Origin of the sequence: Corynebacterium sp. ACRPS, from assembly GCF_022346005.1 — a bacterium.
In the GTDB taxonomy this organism is placed as follows: domain Bacteria; phylum Actinomycetota; class Actinomycetes; order Mycobacteriales; family Mycobacteriaceae; genus Corynebacterium.
This window is the reverse complement of record NZ_JAKRMY010000015.1, coordinates 31,359-48,660: the sequence shown is the minus strand read 5'-3', so window position 1 is coordinate 48,660 and position 17,302 is coordinate 31,359. Positions and strand designations below refer to the sequence as shown.

Sequence of the window (17,302 nt, the reverse complement as noted above, 5' to 3'; positions counted from 1 at the left end):
CGGCAGCGTCGATGGTGGACTGCGAGACCGATTCATTATTGGACGAGCCCTGGGTTTCGACGGTGAGATCGACGTCGTCGCGCTCGCCGGCGGTTTGGGTGAGGGCATCGGCAGCCATGTAGGTGTGTGCGATTCCGGTTGGGCAGGCCGTGATGGCAACGATGCGGGTAGCTTGCGCCGAAGCACCCGCGCTTGCCGATGCCCCTTCCGCAGCCCCAGCTGCAGCCTCCGCGGCGTCCTGCTTTTTCTTCTTCGGCTTTTCCGCGTTGACGACGGCTAAGATTTCCTTGACGATTTCCTCCTTCGTCGACGCGGTGCGCAGGGCCTCTAAAAAGTCCTTGCGCACGAGGGCGCGGGCGAGCTTAGAAAGAATCTGCAGGTGGGCCTTGCCACCGCCGGCGGGTGCCGCGATGAGGAAGACCAACTGGGCATCGCCGTCGGGGCCGGAAAAATCCACGCCGCGGGTAAGGCGGGCGAAAGCCAGGGTCGGCTCGGTGACGGCCTCGGAACGGCAGTGGGGGATGGCCACGCCGCCTGGCACGCCGGTGCCGGCCTTGGCCTCGCGGTCTATGGCGGGCTGGGCGAGGCCTGTGACCTCGGTTGCGCGCCCGGTATCGTGCACCAAGGTGGCGAGGTTGGTGATAACGGAGTCGACGCTATCGCCAAAGTCGGCGTCAAGCGCGACCAGTTCTGTGGTGATGAGATCGGATGCCATGATGGAAGGCTCCCTTAGTTATAGAGCGGAGATGGAGGTATGGGCGGTATCGAGTTCTTCGGGACGGGGGAATTGGGTGCCGGGTTTGGCGGCCGCGGCGGTGCCATAAGTCACCGAGAGCGCGAGGGAGAATGCCGGTCCTTGCCCCTGCGTGCGCCCCAGGAGGTATCCGGCCAATGCAGCATCACCTGCGCCAACGGTCGATTTCACCGTGACGGGAGGCGGGGTGGCAGCCCATGCGCCTTCTGCGTTTACCAGTACGGCACCGGCGCCGCCGAGGGTGACGAGCACTTCCTTGATGCCGCGACCCACGACATCCCTTGCAGCCTCCACGACCGGGCTGTAGTCCCCGGCCGCAGCGGCGCGCTCGAGGGCGAGGCCATCCTGGCCGGTTAGCTGCCCTAATTCGAAGCCGTTGGGTTTGATGAGATCCGGGGCGGTGGTAGCGAGCTGCATGGCGATGGCCCTCATCGGGGCATCAGAGGTATCCACGGCGATGCGCGCCTGCGGGGCGGCATTGCGGATCTCCTTGATGAGGTCGGTATACCAGCCGGCGTCAACGCCCTTGGGCAGCGATCCGGCAAGGGCTACCCAATCAGCGGATTGGGCATGGTGGGTAAGGATGGAAATGAGGTGGTTTTGGGTGGCATCGGAAAGCAGCGGGCCAGGGCCGTTGACCTTGGTGGTCGTGCCATCTGGCTCGGTGATGGTGGTATTGACGCGCACGCCGCCATCCATGTCCACGTGGGCATAGGGGAGGTGGACCTCCTGGATGAGGTTGATGAATGGATCGGCCGCGCGGGCGGGGAAGAGGGCGAGGGTTTCTTTCCCGGCGAGGTGCACGGCGTGGGCGACGTTGACGCCTTTGCCGCCGGCAACCTGGGTAACACTGGCGGCGCGGTGGACATCGCCTGAGGTTAGTGGCTGATTGAGCGCCAGGGTGGCGTCAATACTTGGGTTTGGGGTGAGCGTGAGGATCATCGAGAACTTATCCCTTTCGCAGAGTGCGTATATTGGGGGCCACACGCAGTCGGTCCGGTTAGAACTCGCGGTTAAGCCCGCCGTTAATGTTTATTCTTGCCCGATTGTGTTGGAAAGTCAATAGAAACCGTGTGGCATACATTGCATTTCTGTTGGATTTGTGATGATCTGGAAATAAATAAGCCGCTATCTTCGAAGGAAGTATCGCCATGGAAAATACGCTTCAGTCCACTGTTAAAGGAACCGGCGTTGTTGCTGGAGTTGCCTATGCAGAAGCCGTATGGGTGCGCCCCCGCCCGGAGCTGCCTACTGAAGGAAGTATTGACCAAGAGGCCAGCAGCGAAGCCGAATACGATCGCTTCCTCGAGGCAGTCGATGTCGTCGCCAGCCGCTTGGAAAACCGCGCCGCAGCCGCCGAGGGTCAAGCCTCGGAAGTACTGACGGCGACCGCCGGCATGGTCAAGGACCGCGGGTGGCACAAGGCCGTGCGCAAGAACATTCGCTCGGGCAAGAATGCCGAGTTCGCCACGGTGGGAGCCACGGATAAGTTCGTCACCATGTTTGAGGCGGCCGGCGGCGTCATGGCCGAGCGCACCACCGACCTGAAGGACGTGCGCGACCGCGTCATCGCCCAGCTGCGCGGCGAGCAGGAGCCCGGTTTGCCCATGGTGGAGGGCCAAGCGGTGCTTTTTGCCGATGACCTCGCGCCCGCCGATACCGCCACCCTGGATACCGCGCATATTCGCGCGCTCGTCACCGAACTGGGCGGGCCCACCAGCCACACCGCGATCATCGCACGCCAGCTCGATATTCCGTGCATCGTCGCCGTGGGAAATAAGCTGCGGGAGATTGAAAGCGGCACGCTCGTCTTCGTCGACGGTGCCCTAGGAACCGTGACGCTGGGCGCGGACGAGGAAGAATCCACTAAGGCGGTCGAGGAATACCGCGAGCGCGCCGCCCGCGTGGCCGAATGGACTGGGCCGACGCAAACCAAGGATGGCCGCCGCGTGCAGCTTTTGGCCAACGTGGCTGATGGCAACGCCGCCCGCATCGCCTCCGACTCGCAGGCAGAGGGCATTGGCCTCTACCGCACGGAGCTGTCGTTCCTGTCCGCGAGCGAGGAGCCTTCCGTTGACGAGCAGGCAAAAATCTACAAGAAGGTCTTTAACGCCTACCCCAATTCCAAGGTCGTGGTGCGCACCTTGGACGCTGGTTCCGATAAGCCGATTTCTTATGCCACGTTGTCCTCGGAAGAGAACCCGGCGTTGGGTGTGCGCGGTCTGCGCATTGCCCGCGATAACGAGTCCCTGTTGACGCGCCAGTTGGACGCCATCGCCCAGGCCGCGGAGTCCCGCGGCGACGATGCCGAAACCTGGGTCATGGCACCGATGGTGGCGACGTCGAAGGAAGCCCAGTGGTTTGCGGAGCTGTGCCGGGAGCGCGGACTGACCGCGGGCGCGATGATTGAGGTGCCCGCAGCAGCGCTGATGGCGGATAAGATCATGCCGCATCTGGACTTCGTATCCATCGGCACCAATGACCTCACCCAGTACACGATGGCCGCTGACCGCCTGTCGCCTCAGCTTGCGTACCTCACCGACCCGTGGCAGCCGGCCGTGCTGAGGCTTATCCAGCACACCTGCATTGCAGGGCACGAATACAACGTACCGGTTGGCGTGTGCGGCGAGGCTGCAGCCGATCCGCTATTGGCCTGCGTATTGACCGGCCTTGGCGTCAATTCCTTGTCGGCTGCGTCGACCGCAGTCGCCGGCGTTGGCGCCCAATTGGCCGAGCTGACCTTTGACCAGTGCCAACAGCTTGCCGATGCCGCCCTCAACTCCGAAGGCCCCTCCGCCGCCCGCGCCGCAGCGATGGAGCAGATAGAAAAGTTCAACTAACGGCCAAAGGTTTCGCCCTCCCTACCTCGGTGAGAAATGGCACCGGAGTAGGGAGGGCGAAGTCGTGCGCGTGTTGGAGCTATTCGCTGGCGAGCACGACATCGATCTCTCGCTCGCGCAGGGCGTCAACGAAGGATTCCGGTGCGCCGGAATCGGTGATGACGACATCGATATCGGCAATGGAAGCGAAGCTCACCAGATAGTCGTTGCCCAATTTGCTGGAATCAAACATGACCACGACCTTGTGGGCATTCGTGACGAAGGCAGATTTGATGGCTGCTTCTTGGGAATCGGCCGTCGACAAGCCGTGGTCGAGGGTCAGGGCATTAGTGCCGATGAAGGCGACATCGGCACGCATGAGCGCCATGGTGCGCAAGGCGGTATCGCCGACGACGGCTTGGGTGATAGCGCGTACGGTGCCGCCGAGGAGCTGGACATCGGGAACGCCGCTATTGGCTAGCGACAGCGCGATGGGCAGGCTATTGGAGACGATATTGAACTGCGCCTGCGGGTATTGCTGGCTGATGAGCTCGGCAAAGGTATTAATCGTGGTGCCGGCGTCCAAGAAGATGCTGCCGCCGCCAGGGGGAAGGAAATCGAGCGCGGCGTGCGCGATGGCAGCCTTGGCCCCAGATGCGGAACGCTGGCGGGTATCGAGGGTGAGCTCCGCGGTCTGGAACGCCTGCGAAGCCACGGCGCCACCGTGAACGCGGTGGACAACGCCCTCACGATCTAGCACGGCTAGGTCGCGGCGAATGGTTTCAGCAGTCACGTCGAAACGCTCCGATAATTCGGTGACGTTCACGCGACCCTCGACGGCAGTTTGGGACGCGATCTGGCGGCGTCGCTCCTCTGCGTACACAGACCCTCCTTGCTCCTTGCCTTCGTCCGGGCGGTTACTCCATCTGCGAATGCAGGCGTTCGGTGAAAGCTAACTGATGTGGGATTTCTCCCTCCATTGTGTCAAAATTCGGCGGTAATCGGACGAAAACAAAAATTAGGGTGTGCGCCGTTGTCTGGTTTGGGATGAAAGCCGCAGGTCAGTCAGCTATATTTGCCCTAGTTGAAAGCCAACCCTAGTAGCGCTTAACTTACAGATCCGTTATTTCGGGGGTGCTTTTTCAATAAGTCCCGCGCGCTTAAGTTGGCTTTTGGGGCGCGATTGCGAGGCAGAAAGGCATGGAATGTGTTAAAACTCGTAGGCCCTGCTCCCCAAGCAGGGGAAACAGGGCAGCGTACTAAGTGCAAAGAGCGGGTTTCAAGAAAGCGGGCGCAGAGTGCAGGCGGCGACAACAGCCGCAGGCGAAAACTCGCGTGCGGCTTGGTTAACGTAGCTTGCCGGGGCTTAGAGTTTGCGGAAGACGGATACTACCTTGCCCATAATTTCCGCATCATCGCCGTTGATGGGCGGGTAGGCATCGTTGTGCGGAAGGAGCCATACGCCAGAGGAATCGCGGTGGAATTCCTTGACGGTGGCCTCGGAGCCATCGAGAAGCGCGGCGACAAACTCGCCTTCCTCAGCCACCGATTGCGACCGAATGATGACCCAGTCGCCGTTGAGGATGCCGGCATCCTGCATGGAATCGCCCACGACCTGCAGCATATAGAGCTCGCCCCCGCCGACGACCTCGTCTGGCATGGGGAAATACGTGTCGATATTTTCCTCTGCGGTGATTGGTGCACCGGCGGCGATGCGGCCAACGACGGGAATATAAGCTACGGCGGCAGACTCTTCAGGGCCGCGGGCAGAGGTATCGGGGATCTCCTTAGACTTGCGGCCCGGCTTCTTTTCGGCGTCGTCAGTGTTGAGGTGGCGTACGTCGACCGCGCGGGGCTTATTGGGATCGCGGCGCAAGAAGCCCTTTTCCTCAAGCTGCTTGAGCTGATAGGCCACGGATGAGGTGGATTGCAGGCCGGCGGCGTCACCAATTTCGCGGATGCTGGGCGGGTAACCGCGGAGCATCACTGCATCGCTGATGACGTTAAGGATGCGGCGTTGCCTTTCGGAAAGGGAGGCGTAATCGTTCTTTGCGGTGCTTGCTTTCTTGCGGCCCATGTGCGGCTCCTAGCTAGGGGGTCTGAGGTTTCTGCGTTCGTAGCTTGAAAAGGGACTGGGTGACACCTGCGTGCCATAACTCATTTGTAGCACGAAAAGTACAAGCGTTCGAGATTTACGCGAAAAACTGGACAGGTTTTCGAAGGGGTGCTATAAATCGAACATAGAAACAGTCTCGAACACAGGAGCGACATTGAGCTCTTGCTGTGTCAAGGGGCCGCTTTAGACTTACGGCGGTCGTCGAAAGGAAAGCAATGTCTCAACTACTTAACTCTCGCAATAACATGGTTAAACAACGCGCGGCACGTCCACAGATCGTCCCTTCAGCCGCCATTTGGGATATTGATGATCAAAGCTGGGGCGTGCAGCATTCTCCTTCCGAAAAGAGGGAAATCAGGACTTTAAATTCCGTATATCGAACGAATCGTGAAGGTTATTCGAATACGTGGACTGATGAAAGTTTCTTACCTGATTTCGCGAACAGGCCGATGAAAGAAGACGATGCGCAAAGTTCGCGCAAGAATTACCTCCTTGGTGCAGTATTTGGCGCTGCCGTATTTTTCGGCACGATTGCCGGCGGGCTGATGGGTACGAATGCTGAAACGCCGACTGATCCTGGCGCTTCGGTACAGCAAGTAGAAGCAGCGATCGGTCAGTAGCGCTGCGTGTACTAAAGCAGGCCACTAAAGCAGGCACTTCGGGGTTTAAGGCTTGGAGCCTTGTTAGGCAGCAGCTTGTTTACCAGCGGCAGATAGGGCCTGCTTGCTTCACGGAGACCGGCACGCGAGCAGGAGAGGTCTTTCGCAATGATGTCAGGTTTTTGGCTTGGCCTTGGGAGGTAAACTAAACCGAGAAGCTAAATTAGCGAAAGGACTAGTGTGTACTGCCCGTTTTGCCATAACGAACAATCCCGCGTTATTGACTCGCGCGTGGTTGATGCTGGCGCATCGATACGGCGCCGGCGGGAGTGTGCTTCCTGCAAGGGGCGCTTCACCACTGTGGAAAAGGCCGTACTGCTGGTTGTTAAGAGAAATGGCCTTGCTGAGCCATTTAGCCGGGATAAACTCATTCGGGGCGTTAGGCGCGCGTGCCAGGGTCGTGACGTTAGCGATGATGCCTTAAAAAAGTTGGCCCAAGAGGTTGAGGAAACGGTGCGGGGGCATGGTTCCTCGCAGGTGAATGCCAACGAAATCGGGCTAGCGATTCTCGAGCCGCTGCGTGACCTAGACGAGGTTGCATATCTGCGCTTTGCCTCGGTGTATAAATCATTCGAGAGCGCGGATGACTTTGAATCGGAGATTCGTTTGATGCGGCGCCGCGATCGCGGGGACCTTTAAACTGCGCAGTGTAGGACGATTTCTCAGCCGTGATACGGCCGTTCCTGCGCAGGATCGAAGCAGTCTTAAATGGCATTTTGTGCGCATGATTCCGCTAGAGCCTGCCCAATGTTCACGCCGCCGGCGGCCGAGTAAGCAGATTTTTAGCTTAGGTACGGCCGGCCGGGTGGCCAGCCAGCAGACCGAGCGGCCAGCAGGCCGGACGGCTAGCCAGCGGACCGGGCGTCCGTAGCGGGGAGCCGGGGTCCTCGGTCGGCGGTGGGACCGTGACGTTGGGGAGACTAGCGCAGCTTATCCACCGCTTTTTGAATCCTCCGCAGGGATACTGCGTGGGCCGTGCCGAGGCGCTGGGCAAAAAGCGAGACCCGCAATTCCTCAATCATCCAGTGGATGTCCTTGACCTCGCGGGTCTTTTCGCGGCCCGCGGGAAGGTTTCGGAGGCGGTTTGCTAGGTAGGCCTTGGCATTATCGACCTCTGCTTGGCGGTCCGCATCGCGATCCGGATCGAGCGACATGTCCTCCAAGCGGATGCGCATTGCCTGGATGTAGCGGGGAAGGTGGCGCAGGTGCGCGGCTCCGTGCACGGTGATGGCATTCGGCGGAAGAAGGAAATTAAGTTGGTTTTCCATATCGTTGATGGCGGGACCGTCCCACTGGGAAAGCTCGGCGCGGAGGTTGGAGTACTCAGCCAAGCCAGGCGCGATCGAGACGATTGATTGTCGCACGCGGCCGGGGACCTGCGGTTTCACGGTATCCTTGAGCTCGGAAAACGCCTCTGGCGAGCGCACGGGGCCGCCGGCTTCGAGCATGAGGTCGCGGATTGCCGCTACGCGGGCGTCATTCACCAGCCCGTCTGCGCCGCTATGCGGATAAGAATCCACGGCAACGCGTTGCTGCAAGGGAAGCCCCTTGACCATTTGCGCGGTCGAGACGGAAATCTCGCGCATCAAAAGCGTGAGGGTGGTGGTGACCATGGCGGCATCGGCAGCCGCCTTGGTGGGATGAGCCTTAAGCTCGACGCCTTCCTTGGTAGCCACCAATGCTGGGTAGGCGGTGACCTCGTGGCCATCGACGGTGGTGGTGACGGTCTCGTCAACGGTGCCGAGGGTATCGTCGGTCCACTCGCTGACCGCGGTGGATTCGGCGGTGCGGCTTACCCGCGAGACGGACGATTTAATGTGGCCGGCCTGGCGCTCGCGCAGGGCGGCAAGGTCCCTATCGGAATCGATGATGGTGCCACGCTTGTCGATGGCCGCGTAATTCATCCGCAAATGTTCCGGCAGCTTGTCCGGTTGGAAGTCGGAGGCGTTGATGCCGTGGCCGCCGAGCTCGCGCAGGACATCGGCAAGCTGCTGGGTAAGCGGTCCTTCGAAGGGGATGAGGCGTTCCATGGCGCGTTCGGCAAATTCTGGGGCGGGCACGACGGTGCGCCGCAGGGCCTTGGGAAGGGAACGAATAAGCTCGTTGACGAGCTCGAGCCGCAGGCCGGGGACGAGCCAATCGAAGCCTTCGGTATCGAGGCCGGCAAGCATGGGAACGGGAACCATGACGGTGACGCCATCGAGGGGATCGCCGGGCTCGAATTTATAGGTCAGCTCGTAATCGATGGAGCCCTTGCGCCAGTGATCGGGGAAGGAGACTTCGGTGACGTCGTGGGAGTCATCGACAAGCGTGGCTGGGTCGAAATTCAGCAGATCGGGTTTCTGGCGGCGCTTTTTCTTCCACCAGGAATCGAAATGCCGGCCCGTGGTGACCTTGTCTGGAATGCGCTGGTCATAGAAATCAAAGAGGGTATCCTCATCCACGATGAGGCCACGGCGGCGGGCCTTTTCCTCGTACTCGGCGGCCTCATCAAGGGCCTGCGCGTTTGCCTTGAGGAAGTCATGATGCGCATTCCACTCGCCGGCGATAAGCGCATTGCGGATGAACATATCGCGCGCAGCGACGGGATCCACGCGGTGATAGGGCACGGTGCGATCCGCGACGATGGGCACGCCGTAGAGCGTGGACTTCTGGTGTGCGATGGCGGCCGCGCGCTTGCGGGACCACGTGGGATCGGAATAGTTGTGTTTGAGCAGGTCGGCGCCGAGCTTTTCCACCCACGATGGGTCGATAGCGGCGACGTCGCGGGCCCAAAGCCGAGAGGTTTCGACGAGCTCAGCCGCCATGAGGAACTCCGGCGGCTTTTTGGATAAGGCGGAACCTGGAAAGACGAGGAAGCGGGTATTGCGCGCGCCGTGGAACTCCTTGGAATTACCGTCGCGGGCGCCGATATTGGATAGCAGTCCGGATAGCAGCGCGATGTGAATATCGTCGGAGCGGCGCTCGGTGGCTTTTTGGTAATCCCACCCCAGCTGCTTGGAGACGTCTTTGAGCTGGCGGACCAAGTCGAACCACTCGCGGATGCGCATGTAGTGGAGGAACTCCTGCTTCATGCGCTTGCGGAACTTATTGCCCGATTGCTCATTGCGGGTCTGCTTGATGTAATCCCACAACTTCAGCATGGACAAAAAGTCAGAGGTCTTGTCCTTAAAGCGCGCGTGCGCCTGATCGGCTTGCGCTTGGTAGTCCAGCGGGCGTTCGCGCACGTCTTGGATGGTCATGGCGGCAACGATGATGATGACATCGTGGAGGCAGCCGTTGGTATGGGCCTCGATAAGCATGCGCGCCATGCGTGGATCGAGTGGGATGCGGGCCAAGTTGCGGCCGGTTTCGGTCAGCGTGGGCTTCTCGTGCTTATCCTGGAGCGCCCCGAGCTCGTGGAGGAGGTTGAGGCCATCGCGAATGGCCTTGAACTGGGGTGGCTGGAGGAAGGGGAATTGCTCGATATCGCCGAGCTTGAGCGAGACCATCTGCAAAATGACGCTGGCCAGGTTGGTACGCAGGATTTCCGGGTCAGTAAATTCCGGACGGCTTTGAAAGTCCTGCTCGCTATAGAGGCGGATGGCGATGCCATCGGCGACGCGGCCGCACCTACCGGAGCGCTGGTTAGCAGAGGCCTGCGAAATCGGCTCGATGGGCAGGCGTTGCACCTTGGTCCGCGTGGAATAGCGCGAGATGCGCGCAGTGCCGGTATCCACGACGTAGCGGATCCCGGGTACGGTCAGCGAGGTTTCGGCGATATTGGTGGCCAAAACGATGCGCCGCCCGCGGTGATTGCTAAATACGCGGTGTTGTTCCTGGTTGGATAGGCGCCCGAAGAGGGGAGCAACCTCGACGTTTTTCCATTTTTTGGCCTCGATGGCTTCCATGGCATCGCGGATATCGCGCTCGCCGGGGAAAAAGCAGAGGATATCGCCGTCGCCTTCTGCCATGAGCTCCTCGATGGCCTCGGTTAAGCCATCGAGCGGGTCTTGATCCACCAGCTTTCCACCGGCCTCGAATTCGAGGGGACGGTAGCGGATTTCTACCGGGTACGTGCGCCCGGAGACCTCAATGATGGGCGCGGGGGTGCCATTGGGTTGGGCGAAGTGCTCGGCAAAACTTTCCGGATCGATGGTTGCGGAGGTGATGATCACCTTGAGATCGGGCCGCTTGGGAAGCAACCTCTTGAGATACCCCAAGAGGAAATCGATATTCAGCGAGCGCTCGTGCGCCTCATCGATAATGATGGTGTCGTATTTATTAAGGAAGCGATCGCGCTGCATTTCCGCTAGCAGGATGCCGTCCGTCATGAGTTTTACGGCGGTGTTATCAGAGACCTGGTCATCGAAGCGGATGGCGTAGCCCACCGACTCCCCAATGTCTTGGTCGAGCTCGGAGGCGATGCGCTCGGCGACGGTCCGCGCGGCGATGCGGCGCGGCTGCGTATGGCCGATAAGGCCGCGGCGGCCCCGGCCGATGTCGAGGCAGATCTTGGGGATCTGCGTGGTCTTACCAGAACCGGTTTCGCCAGCGATGATGACGACTTGGTTTTCTTCAATCGCTGCGGCGATATCGTCCTTGCGGGCGCTGACTGGCAGGGAATCGGGGTAGGTGAGTTGGGGGACGGCGGCATCGACAAGCGCGAGGCGATCTGCGGCAGCCTGGATATCCTGGCCGATTTCGCGCAGGGCCTTGGGGGCGCGTGCCTTCGACAGGCGGCGGCGGAAGCTGCGGGCCTCGGCGATGGTGACGTTGTCTAATGCTGCAAAAAGTTCATCGCGGCTAGGAGCCTGCGACGTCGTGGTTTCATGCTGTGTCATGGCTAATCTATGAGCTTACCCCGGTTACGTGGAGTGGAAAAAGTTGCTATTGTGAAAGCACTTATCTCAACGATACTTTTCTCGTTGCGCCCAACCCGAATGCAGAAGGAAGGCACCGCTGATGAACGACGATAAATCCGGTGGAAATGACGATTTTCCGCGCTATGAACCGACTGACCACCCAGAAGATCAGCCGAGCTACGGAAGCCTGCCGTCCTATGGCGGCAGCCACGAGAGTGGCAGTCACGAAAGCTCCGGAAACCAAGGATATGCGGGCTACCAAGCACAGGATAATACCGTAAATTCCGGCGGGTTTACCGGAAAGCCCTCGGCCATTGATTCGATTTCGTGGGCCTTTCGCACGGTATCTAAGAATTGGAAATTGTGGATCCTCGGTGCCTTGCTCGTTGGCGTCATTGTCATCGCTTTTTCCGGCGTAAGCATAGCCGTTGCTCCCGCAGAGGGTGCGGATGCCTCCGGTGCGGGATCCATTGTGCAGATCGTGTCCTACGTGATCATGGCCGTCGTCACCTTGTTGGTGATGCGGCTGGCGCTCTTCCAGATCGATGATCCGCGCACTGGGTGGAGCTATGTGGGCAAGGAAGTGCGGTGGTGGCAGCCGCTGGCGATCATGATCATCATCGGCATTATTACCTCGGTAGTAATGTTCATCTTCGTTGGTGGCTCGATTTTCCTCGGCCCAGACGCGGGCACCAACGCCACCGAGGACGAGGCATTGGAAGCCATGGCGGGATTTTTCGGAGTCATGGCTGTAGTGGCTCTCATCGGCCTATTCATCCAGCCGCTTTATATGCTGATGCAGTGGTTTGCAGCCGACGGTGACGGGGTTGGCCAGGCCATTAAGAACGGGTTTAAGGCCGGTAAAGGAAACTACGGCCAGCTCTTGCTGCTGACGGTGCTCAACGCGCTGATCACGATTGCCGGCGGCATCCTATTACTGGTTGGCTTGATTGTCGCCGTACCGGTTACGGTACTGTCTACGGCTTATCTGTTCCGCCAGTGTGCGGGCCGCGCGACCGGCCAAGCTGCGTAAGCGCTTAACTATTGTTGAAGGCCACCGAGGTATTGCTTCGGTGGCCTTCAACGTGTGTGGCGATTTAGTGCTCGAGCGAGCGGGCGAGGGCATTTTCATAAGCGGCGGTAATCAGGGTACCGAATTCGCGGAACTCTTCACTGCGTGCGGCAGAGGAGCGGAAGACGAGGCCGATTTCGCGCTCGGCGGTGACATCGGGGTCAAAGTAAGCTATGCCGAGGTTCTTGCCGTGGCATTCGGTGGCCAAAGCGGACTTGGGGATAAGGGTGCAGCCGAGCCCGCCCATGACCAACTGCATAATAGTGGTCAGTGATGAGGCGCGCGTGACGGAATTCGTTGCCTCTGCCGGGTTGACGTGGGCGTGCCGGCAGAGATCGACGATTTGGTCGCGGAGACAGTGGCCATCGTCAAGCAGCAGCAAATCCAAGTCCCGCAACTCCGCAACCTGGACGTCCGTACGCCCGGCGATGGGGTGATCGGGTGGGCTGACGAGGGCGAAGTCCTCGGTGTACAGAGGGCTGTCGACCATGCCCGTGGCCTCTGAAGGCAAGGCGAGGACGGCTAAATCGAGGTTGCCGTTGCGCAGGCGCGCGATGAGGTGCTGGGTTTGCTCCTCCACAAAGCGCGGCTCAAGTTCTGGGTAGGTCTCCGTAATCATCGCCAGCAAGTCCGGGAGGATATACGGGGCGATGGTTGGGATGACGCCGATGGTCAGCGGGCCGGACAGCGTGCCATGGGCGCCGCGGGCGTGCGCGAGGAAGGTATCGGCGGCCTCGAGGGTGGACTTGGCATAGGGCAATAGCGTTTCGCCGGCCGAGGTTACGATGACCTTGCGGGTGGAGCGCTCGATGAGTTGCACGCCGAGCCCCTGCTCGAGCGCTACCAGGCCCTGGGAGAGGGAAGGCTGAGAGATCTCCAGCTTCGCGGCAGCGGTGCCGAAGTGCTTATTTTCCGCCACGGTGACAAACGTGCGCAGCTGGGCAAGTGTTGGTCGATACTCTTTATTATGCATGCCTATCACTCTAACATTTATCTATAGGATTAGCTATTGACGTGACCGGAATTAATGGTATTGTCTTTGGTGTTGGGCCGGAGAGGGTCCGGCCCGTGGTCCTTGGCGCAGGACTGTCGGAAACTTAAAAAAGATTACCCTTTTAAGAAGGAGTTGAAGAACATGCCTATCATGACCGTTGGCGAAAAGTTCCCAGAATTCGACCTCACCGCCCTAACCGGCGGCGACCTGCACAACGTTAACGCTAGCCAGCCAGAGGACTACTTCGAGCAGGTTTCTCTGGACAAGTACGAGGGCAAGTGGAAGGTCGTCTTCTTCTACCCCAAGGACTTCACCTTCGTGTGCCCGACCGAGATCGCTGCCTTTGGCAAGCTGGACGAAGAGTTCCAGGACCGCGACACCCAGGTGCTGGGCGGCTCCACCGATAACGAGTTCGCTCACTTCAACTGGCGCGCAACCCACCCGGACCTGAAGGACGTTCCGTTCCCGATGTTCTCCGACGTGCGCCACGACCTGATTCGCGCACTGGGCGTAGAAAACGCTGACGGCGTTGCTGACCGCGCAACCTTCATCATCGACCCAGATGGTGTCATCCAGTTCGTCTCCGTTACCCCGGACGCTGTGGGCCGTAACGTTGACGAGGTCCTGCGCGTCCTCGACGCACTGCAGTCCGAAGAGGTCTGCGCCTGCAACTGGGAGAAGAATGACCCAACGAAGAACATCGACAAGATGGACGTCGTTCAGTCCCAGCTTTAAGCATTAGTTACGCGTGAGCGCTGTCCCCGCCCCATGAGGCGGGGAGGGCCCGCACCCGACTTGCAATTTAAGTTACTGAGAAAAGATTGAGAAGGAGAAAGACTGTGTCTATCGAGAACTTGAAGTCAGCACTGCCTGAGTACGCCAAGGATCAGAAGCTCAACCTCGGCGCGTTGACCCGCACCACCGAGCTGGATGAAGAGCAGCTGTGGGGCACCCTGCTGGCCTCGGCGGCAGCTACCCGCAATGACACCGTGATTTCTGAAATCGCGGAAGAGGCGCAAGAGCACCTCTCTGAGGAAGCCATCAACGCCGCTTACGGCGCTGCCACCGTGATGGCAATGAACAACGTTGCCTACCGCGCCAAGAGCTGGTTGGGCGATGACTACGCACAGGTTAAGTTCGGCCTGCGGATGAACTTCATCTCCAAGCCGGGCGTGGAAGACGCTAACTTCGAGCTGTGGAATATCGCCGTGTCCGCTATCAACGGCTGTGAGCACTGCTTGGGCGCCCACACCCAGAAGATCAACGATGCTGGCGCGACCAAGGAGCAGGTCTGGGAGGCCATCAAGGTTGCTTCTGTCATTCAGGCAGTCGCACAGGCCGTCCAGATTGAGGCTGCACGCTAAAAGCGCTGCTTAATTAGCCTTGAGAATAAGCCACCCCCGCGCGCTGCTTTCGGTTTCCCATAGGATTCCGGGTGCAGCGCAGGGGGGTGGCTTTTATCGTTTTAGCTAACCCGCGTGTGATTAATACTCGACGCGCAACTCCGACAGGCGGACTTCACCGGCTTCATCGGAGGCATCCAGATCGACCGTGGCGACGAATTGATAGGCGCGATCTCCTGCCGGGTCCTTGATAATTTGCCGCACGGGCCAGCTGCGGGAGCTGGATTCTTCCAACCGGAAGTACTCCGGGCCGCGCGCCTCAGGGCCGGTATCAATATCGTCGTATTCGTCAAAGTAGTCATCCAAGACGGCGCCAAAATCGGGGACCTCGTCCAGATAATCCAATACCTCGGCCAGGCGGTCTTCTTCCTCCAGCGCGAAGAGTTGCGCGAGGCGGAACATGTAATTGCGCACCATGATGCCAAAGGCGCGTCGGTTAGCGGTAAGCGCAGTAGGATCTTCGACGCCGAAGGCCAGCTCGCGGTCGAGCGTATCTTGATCGATGGGGGAGTCCTCGCCGACCATCTGCGCCCATTCATCGACAAGCGAGGAATCCACCTGGCGGATAAGTTCGCCTAGCCAGACAATGATGTCTTCAATTTGGGGCGTCGTATATTCATCGGGGATGGACTGTTTAAGGGTGCGCCAGGCATCGGTGAGATAGCGGAGGATAACGCCCTCAGAGCGGGCTAAGCCGTAAGTGGCCACCAAGTCCGAGAAGGTCATGGCATTTTCCACCATGTCGCGCACTACGGATTTCGGCCGCAGCTCGAATTCCTTTACCCACGCATTGGTTTCCGCAAAGGTATCGTAGGCCTGCTCGAGTAGCTCCTCTAGGGGCTTGGGCCAGGTGATATCCTCCACGATATTCATGCGGTCGGTGTAGTCCACTCCATCCGCCTTGAGTGCGGCAATTTCTTCCCCGCGCCGCTTCTTCTGCTGGGCCTGCAGCACCTGCCGGGGATCATCGAGGATCGCCTCAAAGACCGAGATTACATCAAGGTGATAGCTGTCCGCCTCTGGGTCCAACAGGGAGAGCGCGGCCAAGGCGAAGGGCCCGAGGGGCTGGTTCAGGGCAAAGTCGCGCGGCAATTCCCGCACGAGGTGGTAGGGGCGGCCGTAGATATCGAGCCCCTTGGTGGATTTTTGGACCACACCGGAATCTAGCAATCCGCGGAAGAGGTCGAGGGCGGTGAGGATATCCTTGTTCTGCTTGCTGCGGGGATCGTGATTATCGCGCAAGAGGTGGCGCATATGCGCATAGCCGTCGCCGTGGCGGGCTAAGACATTCAGCAGCATCGAATTCGACACCCGGAATTGCGAGGTCAACTGCTCCGGTTCTGCTTCTGTGAGCCGCGCAAAGGTCTTCTCGGACCAAGAGACTTCGCCCTCGCGTGCGGATTTCTTCTTCAGCTTTTTCAGCCGCTTCGGGTCATCGCCAATGCGCCTGCGGGCCTTGGCATTTTCAATCTCGTGCTCCGGGGCCTCGACGACGACGGTACCTTCCGTGTCATAGCCCGCTCGCCCAGCGCGCCCTGCAATCTGGTGGAATTCGCGGGACTTCAAGATGCGCTGGCGTTGCCCATCAAACTTGGCCAGGCCAGTCATCAAGACGGTGCGGATGGGCACGTTGATGCCCACGCCCAAGGTATCGGTGCCGCAAATAACCTTGAGGAGGCCGCGTTGCGCAAGGCGCTCCACAAGTCGTCGGTACTTGGGCAGCATTCCCGCGTGGTGGATGCCAATGCCCTTGCGAAGCAACTTTGAGAGGTCCTTGCCAAAAGCAGTGGTAAAGCGGAACCCGCCGATTTCTTCAGCGATGTCCTCTTTTTCCTCTTTGCTAATAATGCCAGACAGCGAGGTCAGGGCTTGGGCCCGCTCGGCCGCCTCGCGCTGGGAAAAGTGCACGACATAAATGGGTGCCTTATTATCGGCGAGCAGTTCTTCGATGGTTTCGTGCACCGCGCTGAAAACATAGGAAAAATCCAGCGGCACCGGGCGAGTGGAGCCGGCTACCAGATTAGTCTCGCGCCCCGTGCGGCGGGTGAGGTCCTCCTGCAGCCAGTCGGTATCACCGAGCGTGGCGGACATTAAGAGGAATTGCGCCTTGGGTAGCTCCAAGAGCGGCACCTGCCAGGCCCAGCCGCGATCTGGATCGGAGTAGTAGTGGAATTCGTCCATGACCACCTGGTCGATGTTGGCTTCGGCGCCATCGCGAAGCGCGATATTCGCAACGATCTCGGCGGTGGCGGCGATGATGGGGGCGTTGCCGTTTACGGTGGCATCGCCAGTCATCATGCCTACGTTCTCTGCGCCAAAAATTTCACACAGCGCAAAGAACTTCTCGCTTACCAGCGCCTTAATGGGTGCGGTATAAAAACTCCGCTGCCCGCGCGCGAGGGCGATGAAGTGGGCGGCGTTGGCCACCATGGACTTGCCCGAACCCGTAGGGGTCGCGAGGATGACATTATCTCCGGCCAAGATGCCGAGCGAGGCCTCCTCCTGCGCGGGATATAGATTGATTCCCTTGCTGGTGGTCCACGAGTTAAAAGTATCCCAAATGGCCTCATCAATGAGGGACTCGGGGACTTCCGTTAAATCTGGCAGCTGTTGAGATAAGTTCACCCCCACCACCTTAGCG

General features: G+C 59.7%; 13 protein-coding genes. 6 read left to right on the top strand and 7 right to left on the bottom strand.

The features are described 5' to 3' along the window. Together MHX65_RS09445 and MHX65_RS09440 are read right to left on the bottom strand one after the other, a co-directional pair. A partial coding sequence (locus MHX65_RS09445) for a fructose PTS transporter subunit IIA (RefSeq protein ID WP_239269846.1) occupies positions 1 to 715 on the bottom strand: 715 nt, incomplete at its 3' end. 18 nt (positions 716 to 733) lie between these two features. Next, positions 734 to 1,696, bottom strand: coding sequence for a 1-phosphofructokinase family hexose kinase (locus MHX65_RS09440; RefSeq protein WP_239269845.1), 963 nt, complete (start codon positions 1,694 to 1,696; stop codon positions 734 to 736). 209 nt (positions 1,697 to 1,905) lie between these two features. Here MHX65_RS09440 and ptsP point away from each other — a divergent pair, with 209 nt between their 5' ends. After that, positions 1,906 to 3,594, top strand: a complete 1,689-nt coding sequence (ptsP, locus tag MHX65_RS09435) for a phosphoenolpyruvate--protein phosphotransferase (protein ID WP_239269844.1) — start codon at positions 1,906 to 1,908, stop codon at positions 3,592 to 3,594. A 79-nt stretch (positions 3,595 to 3,673) separates the two neighbouring features. Here ptsP and MHX65_RS09430 read toward each other — a convergent pair whose 3' ends face one another. Together MHX65_RS09430 and lexA are read right to left on the bottom strand one after the other, a co-directional pair. Then, positions 3,674 to 4,456: a DeoR/GlpR family DNA-binding transcription regulator gene (locus MHX65_RS09430; RefSeq protein ID WP_239269843.1), complete on the bottom strand. Its 783-nt coding sequence runs from the start codon at positions 4,454 to 4,456 to the stop codon at positions 3,674 to 3,676. A gap of 483 nt (positions 4,457 to 4,939) precedes the next feature. Beyond that, positions 4,940 to 5,650 (bottom strand): transcriptional repressor LexA, encoded by a 711-nt coding sequence (gene lexA / locus MHX65_RS09425; RefSeq protein ID WP_239269842.1) that lies wholly within the window; start codon positions 5,648 to 5,650, stop codon positions 4,940 to 4,942. A gap of 254 nt (positions 5,651 to 5,904) precedes the next feature. On the opposite strand from lexA, the gene MHX65_RS09420 reads away from it, so the two are divergent. Together MHX65_RS09420 and nrdR are read left to right on the top strand one after the other, a co-directional pair. Continuing rightward, positions 5,905 to 6,309 (top strand): hypothetical protein, encoded by a 405-nt coding sequence (locus MHX65_RS09420; protein ID WP_239269841.1) that lies wholly within the window; start codon positions 5,905 to 5,907, stop codon positions 6,307 to 6,309. 219 nt (positions 6,310 to 6,528) lie between these two features. Then, positions 6,529 to 6,987 carry a transcriptional regulator NrdR gene (gene nrdR / locus MHX65_RS09415; RefSeq protein WP_023017363.1) on the top strand — a complete coding sequence of 153 codons (459 nt, stop codon included), beginning with the start codon at positions 6,529 to 6,531 and terminating at the stop codon, positions 6,985 to 6,987. Positions 6,988 to 7,268: 281 nt separating this feature from the next. On the opposite strand, the gene hrpA is transcribed toward nrdR, so the two are convergent. Next, positions 7,269 to 11,171: an ATP-dependent RNA helicase HrpA gene (gene hrpA, locus MHX65_RS09410; protein WP_239269840.1), complete on the bottom strand. Its 3,903-nt coding sequence runs from the start codon at positions 11,169 to 11,171 to the stop codon at positions 7,269 to 7,271. 121 nt (positions 11,172 to 11,292) lie between these two features. On the opposite strand from hrpA, the gene MHX65_RS09405 reads away from it, so the two are divergent. Next, the gene (locus MHX65_RS09405; protein WP_239269839.1) at positions 11,293 to 12,225 is read left to right on the top strand and encodes a hypothetical protein; all 933 of its coding nucleotides are present in this window, start codon (positions 11,293 to 11,295) and stop codon (positions 12,223 to 12,225) included. 64 nt (positions 12,226 to 12,289) lie between these two features. Here MHX65_RS09405 and MHX65_RS09400 read toward each other — a convergent pair whose 3' ends face one another. Further along, positions 12,290 to 13,237, bottom strand: coding sequence for a hydrogen peroxide-inducible genes activator (locus MHX65_RS09400; RefSeq protein WP_239269838.1), 948 nt, complete (start codon positions 13,235 to 13,237; stop codon positions 12,290 to 12,292). Positions 13,238 to 13,399: 162 nt separating this feature from the next. Between MHX65_RS09400 and MHX65_RS09395 the strand changes: the two genes are divergently transcribed. Further along, complete coding sequence (locus tag MHX65_RS09395; RefSeq protein WP_023017366.1) at positions 13,400 to 13,993, top strand: peroxiredoxin; 594 nt, start codon at positions 13,400 to 13,402, stop codon at positions 13,991 to 13,993. Between the two features lie 104 nt (positions 13,994 to 14,097). Then, complete coding sequence (locus MHX65_RS09390; RefSeq protein ID WP_239269837.1) at positions 14,098 to 14,622, top strand: carboxymuconolactone decarboxylase family protein; 525 nt, start codon at positions 14,098 to 14,100, stop codon at positions 14,620 to 14,622. A gap of 120 nt (positions 14,623 to 14,742) precedes the next feature. On the opposite strand, the gene MHX65_RS09385 is transcribed toward MHX65_RS09390, so the two are convergent. Continuing rightward, positions 14,743 to 17,286, bottom strand: a complete 2,544-nt coding sequence (locus MHX65_RS09385) for a DEAD/DEAH box helicase (RefSeq protein ID WP_239269836.1) — start codon at positions 17,284 to 17,286, stop codon at positions 14,743 to 14,745. Positions 17,287 to 17,302 lie beyond the last annotated feature (16 nt).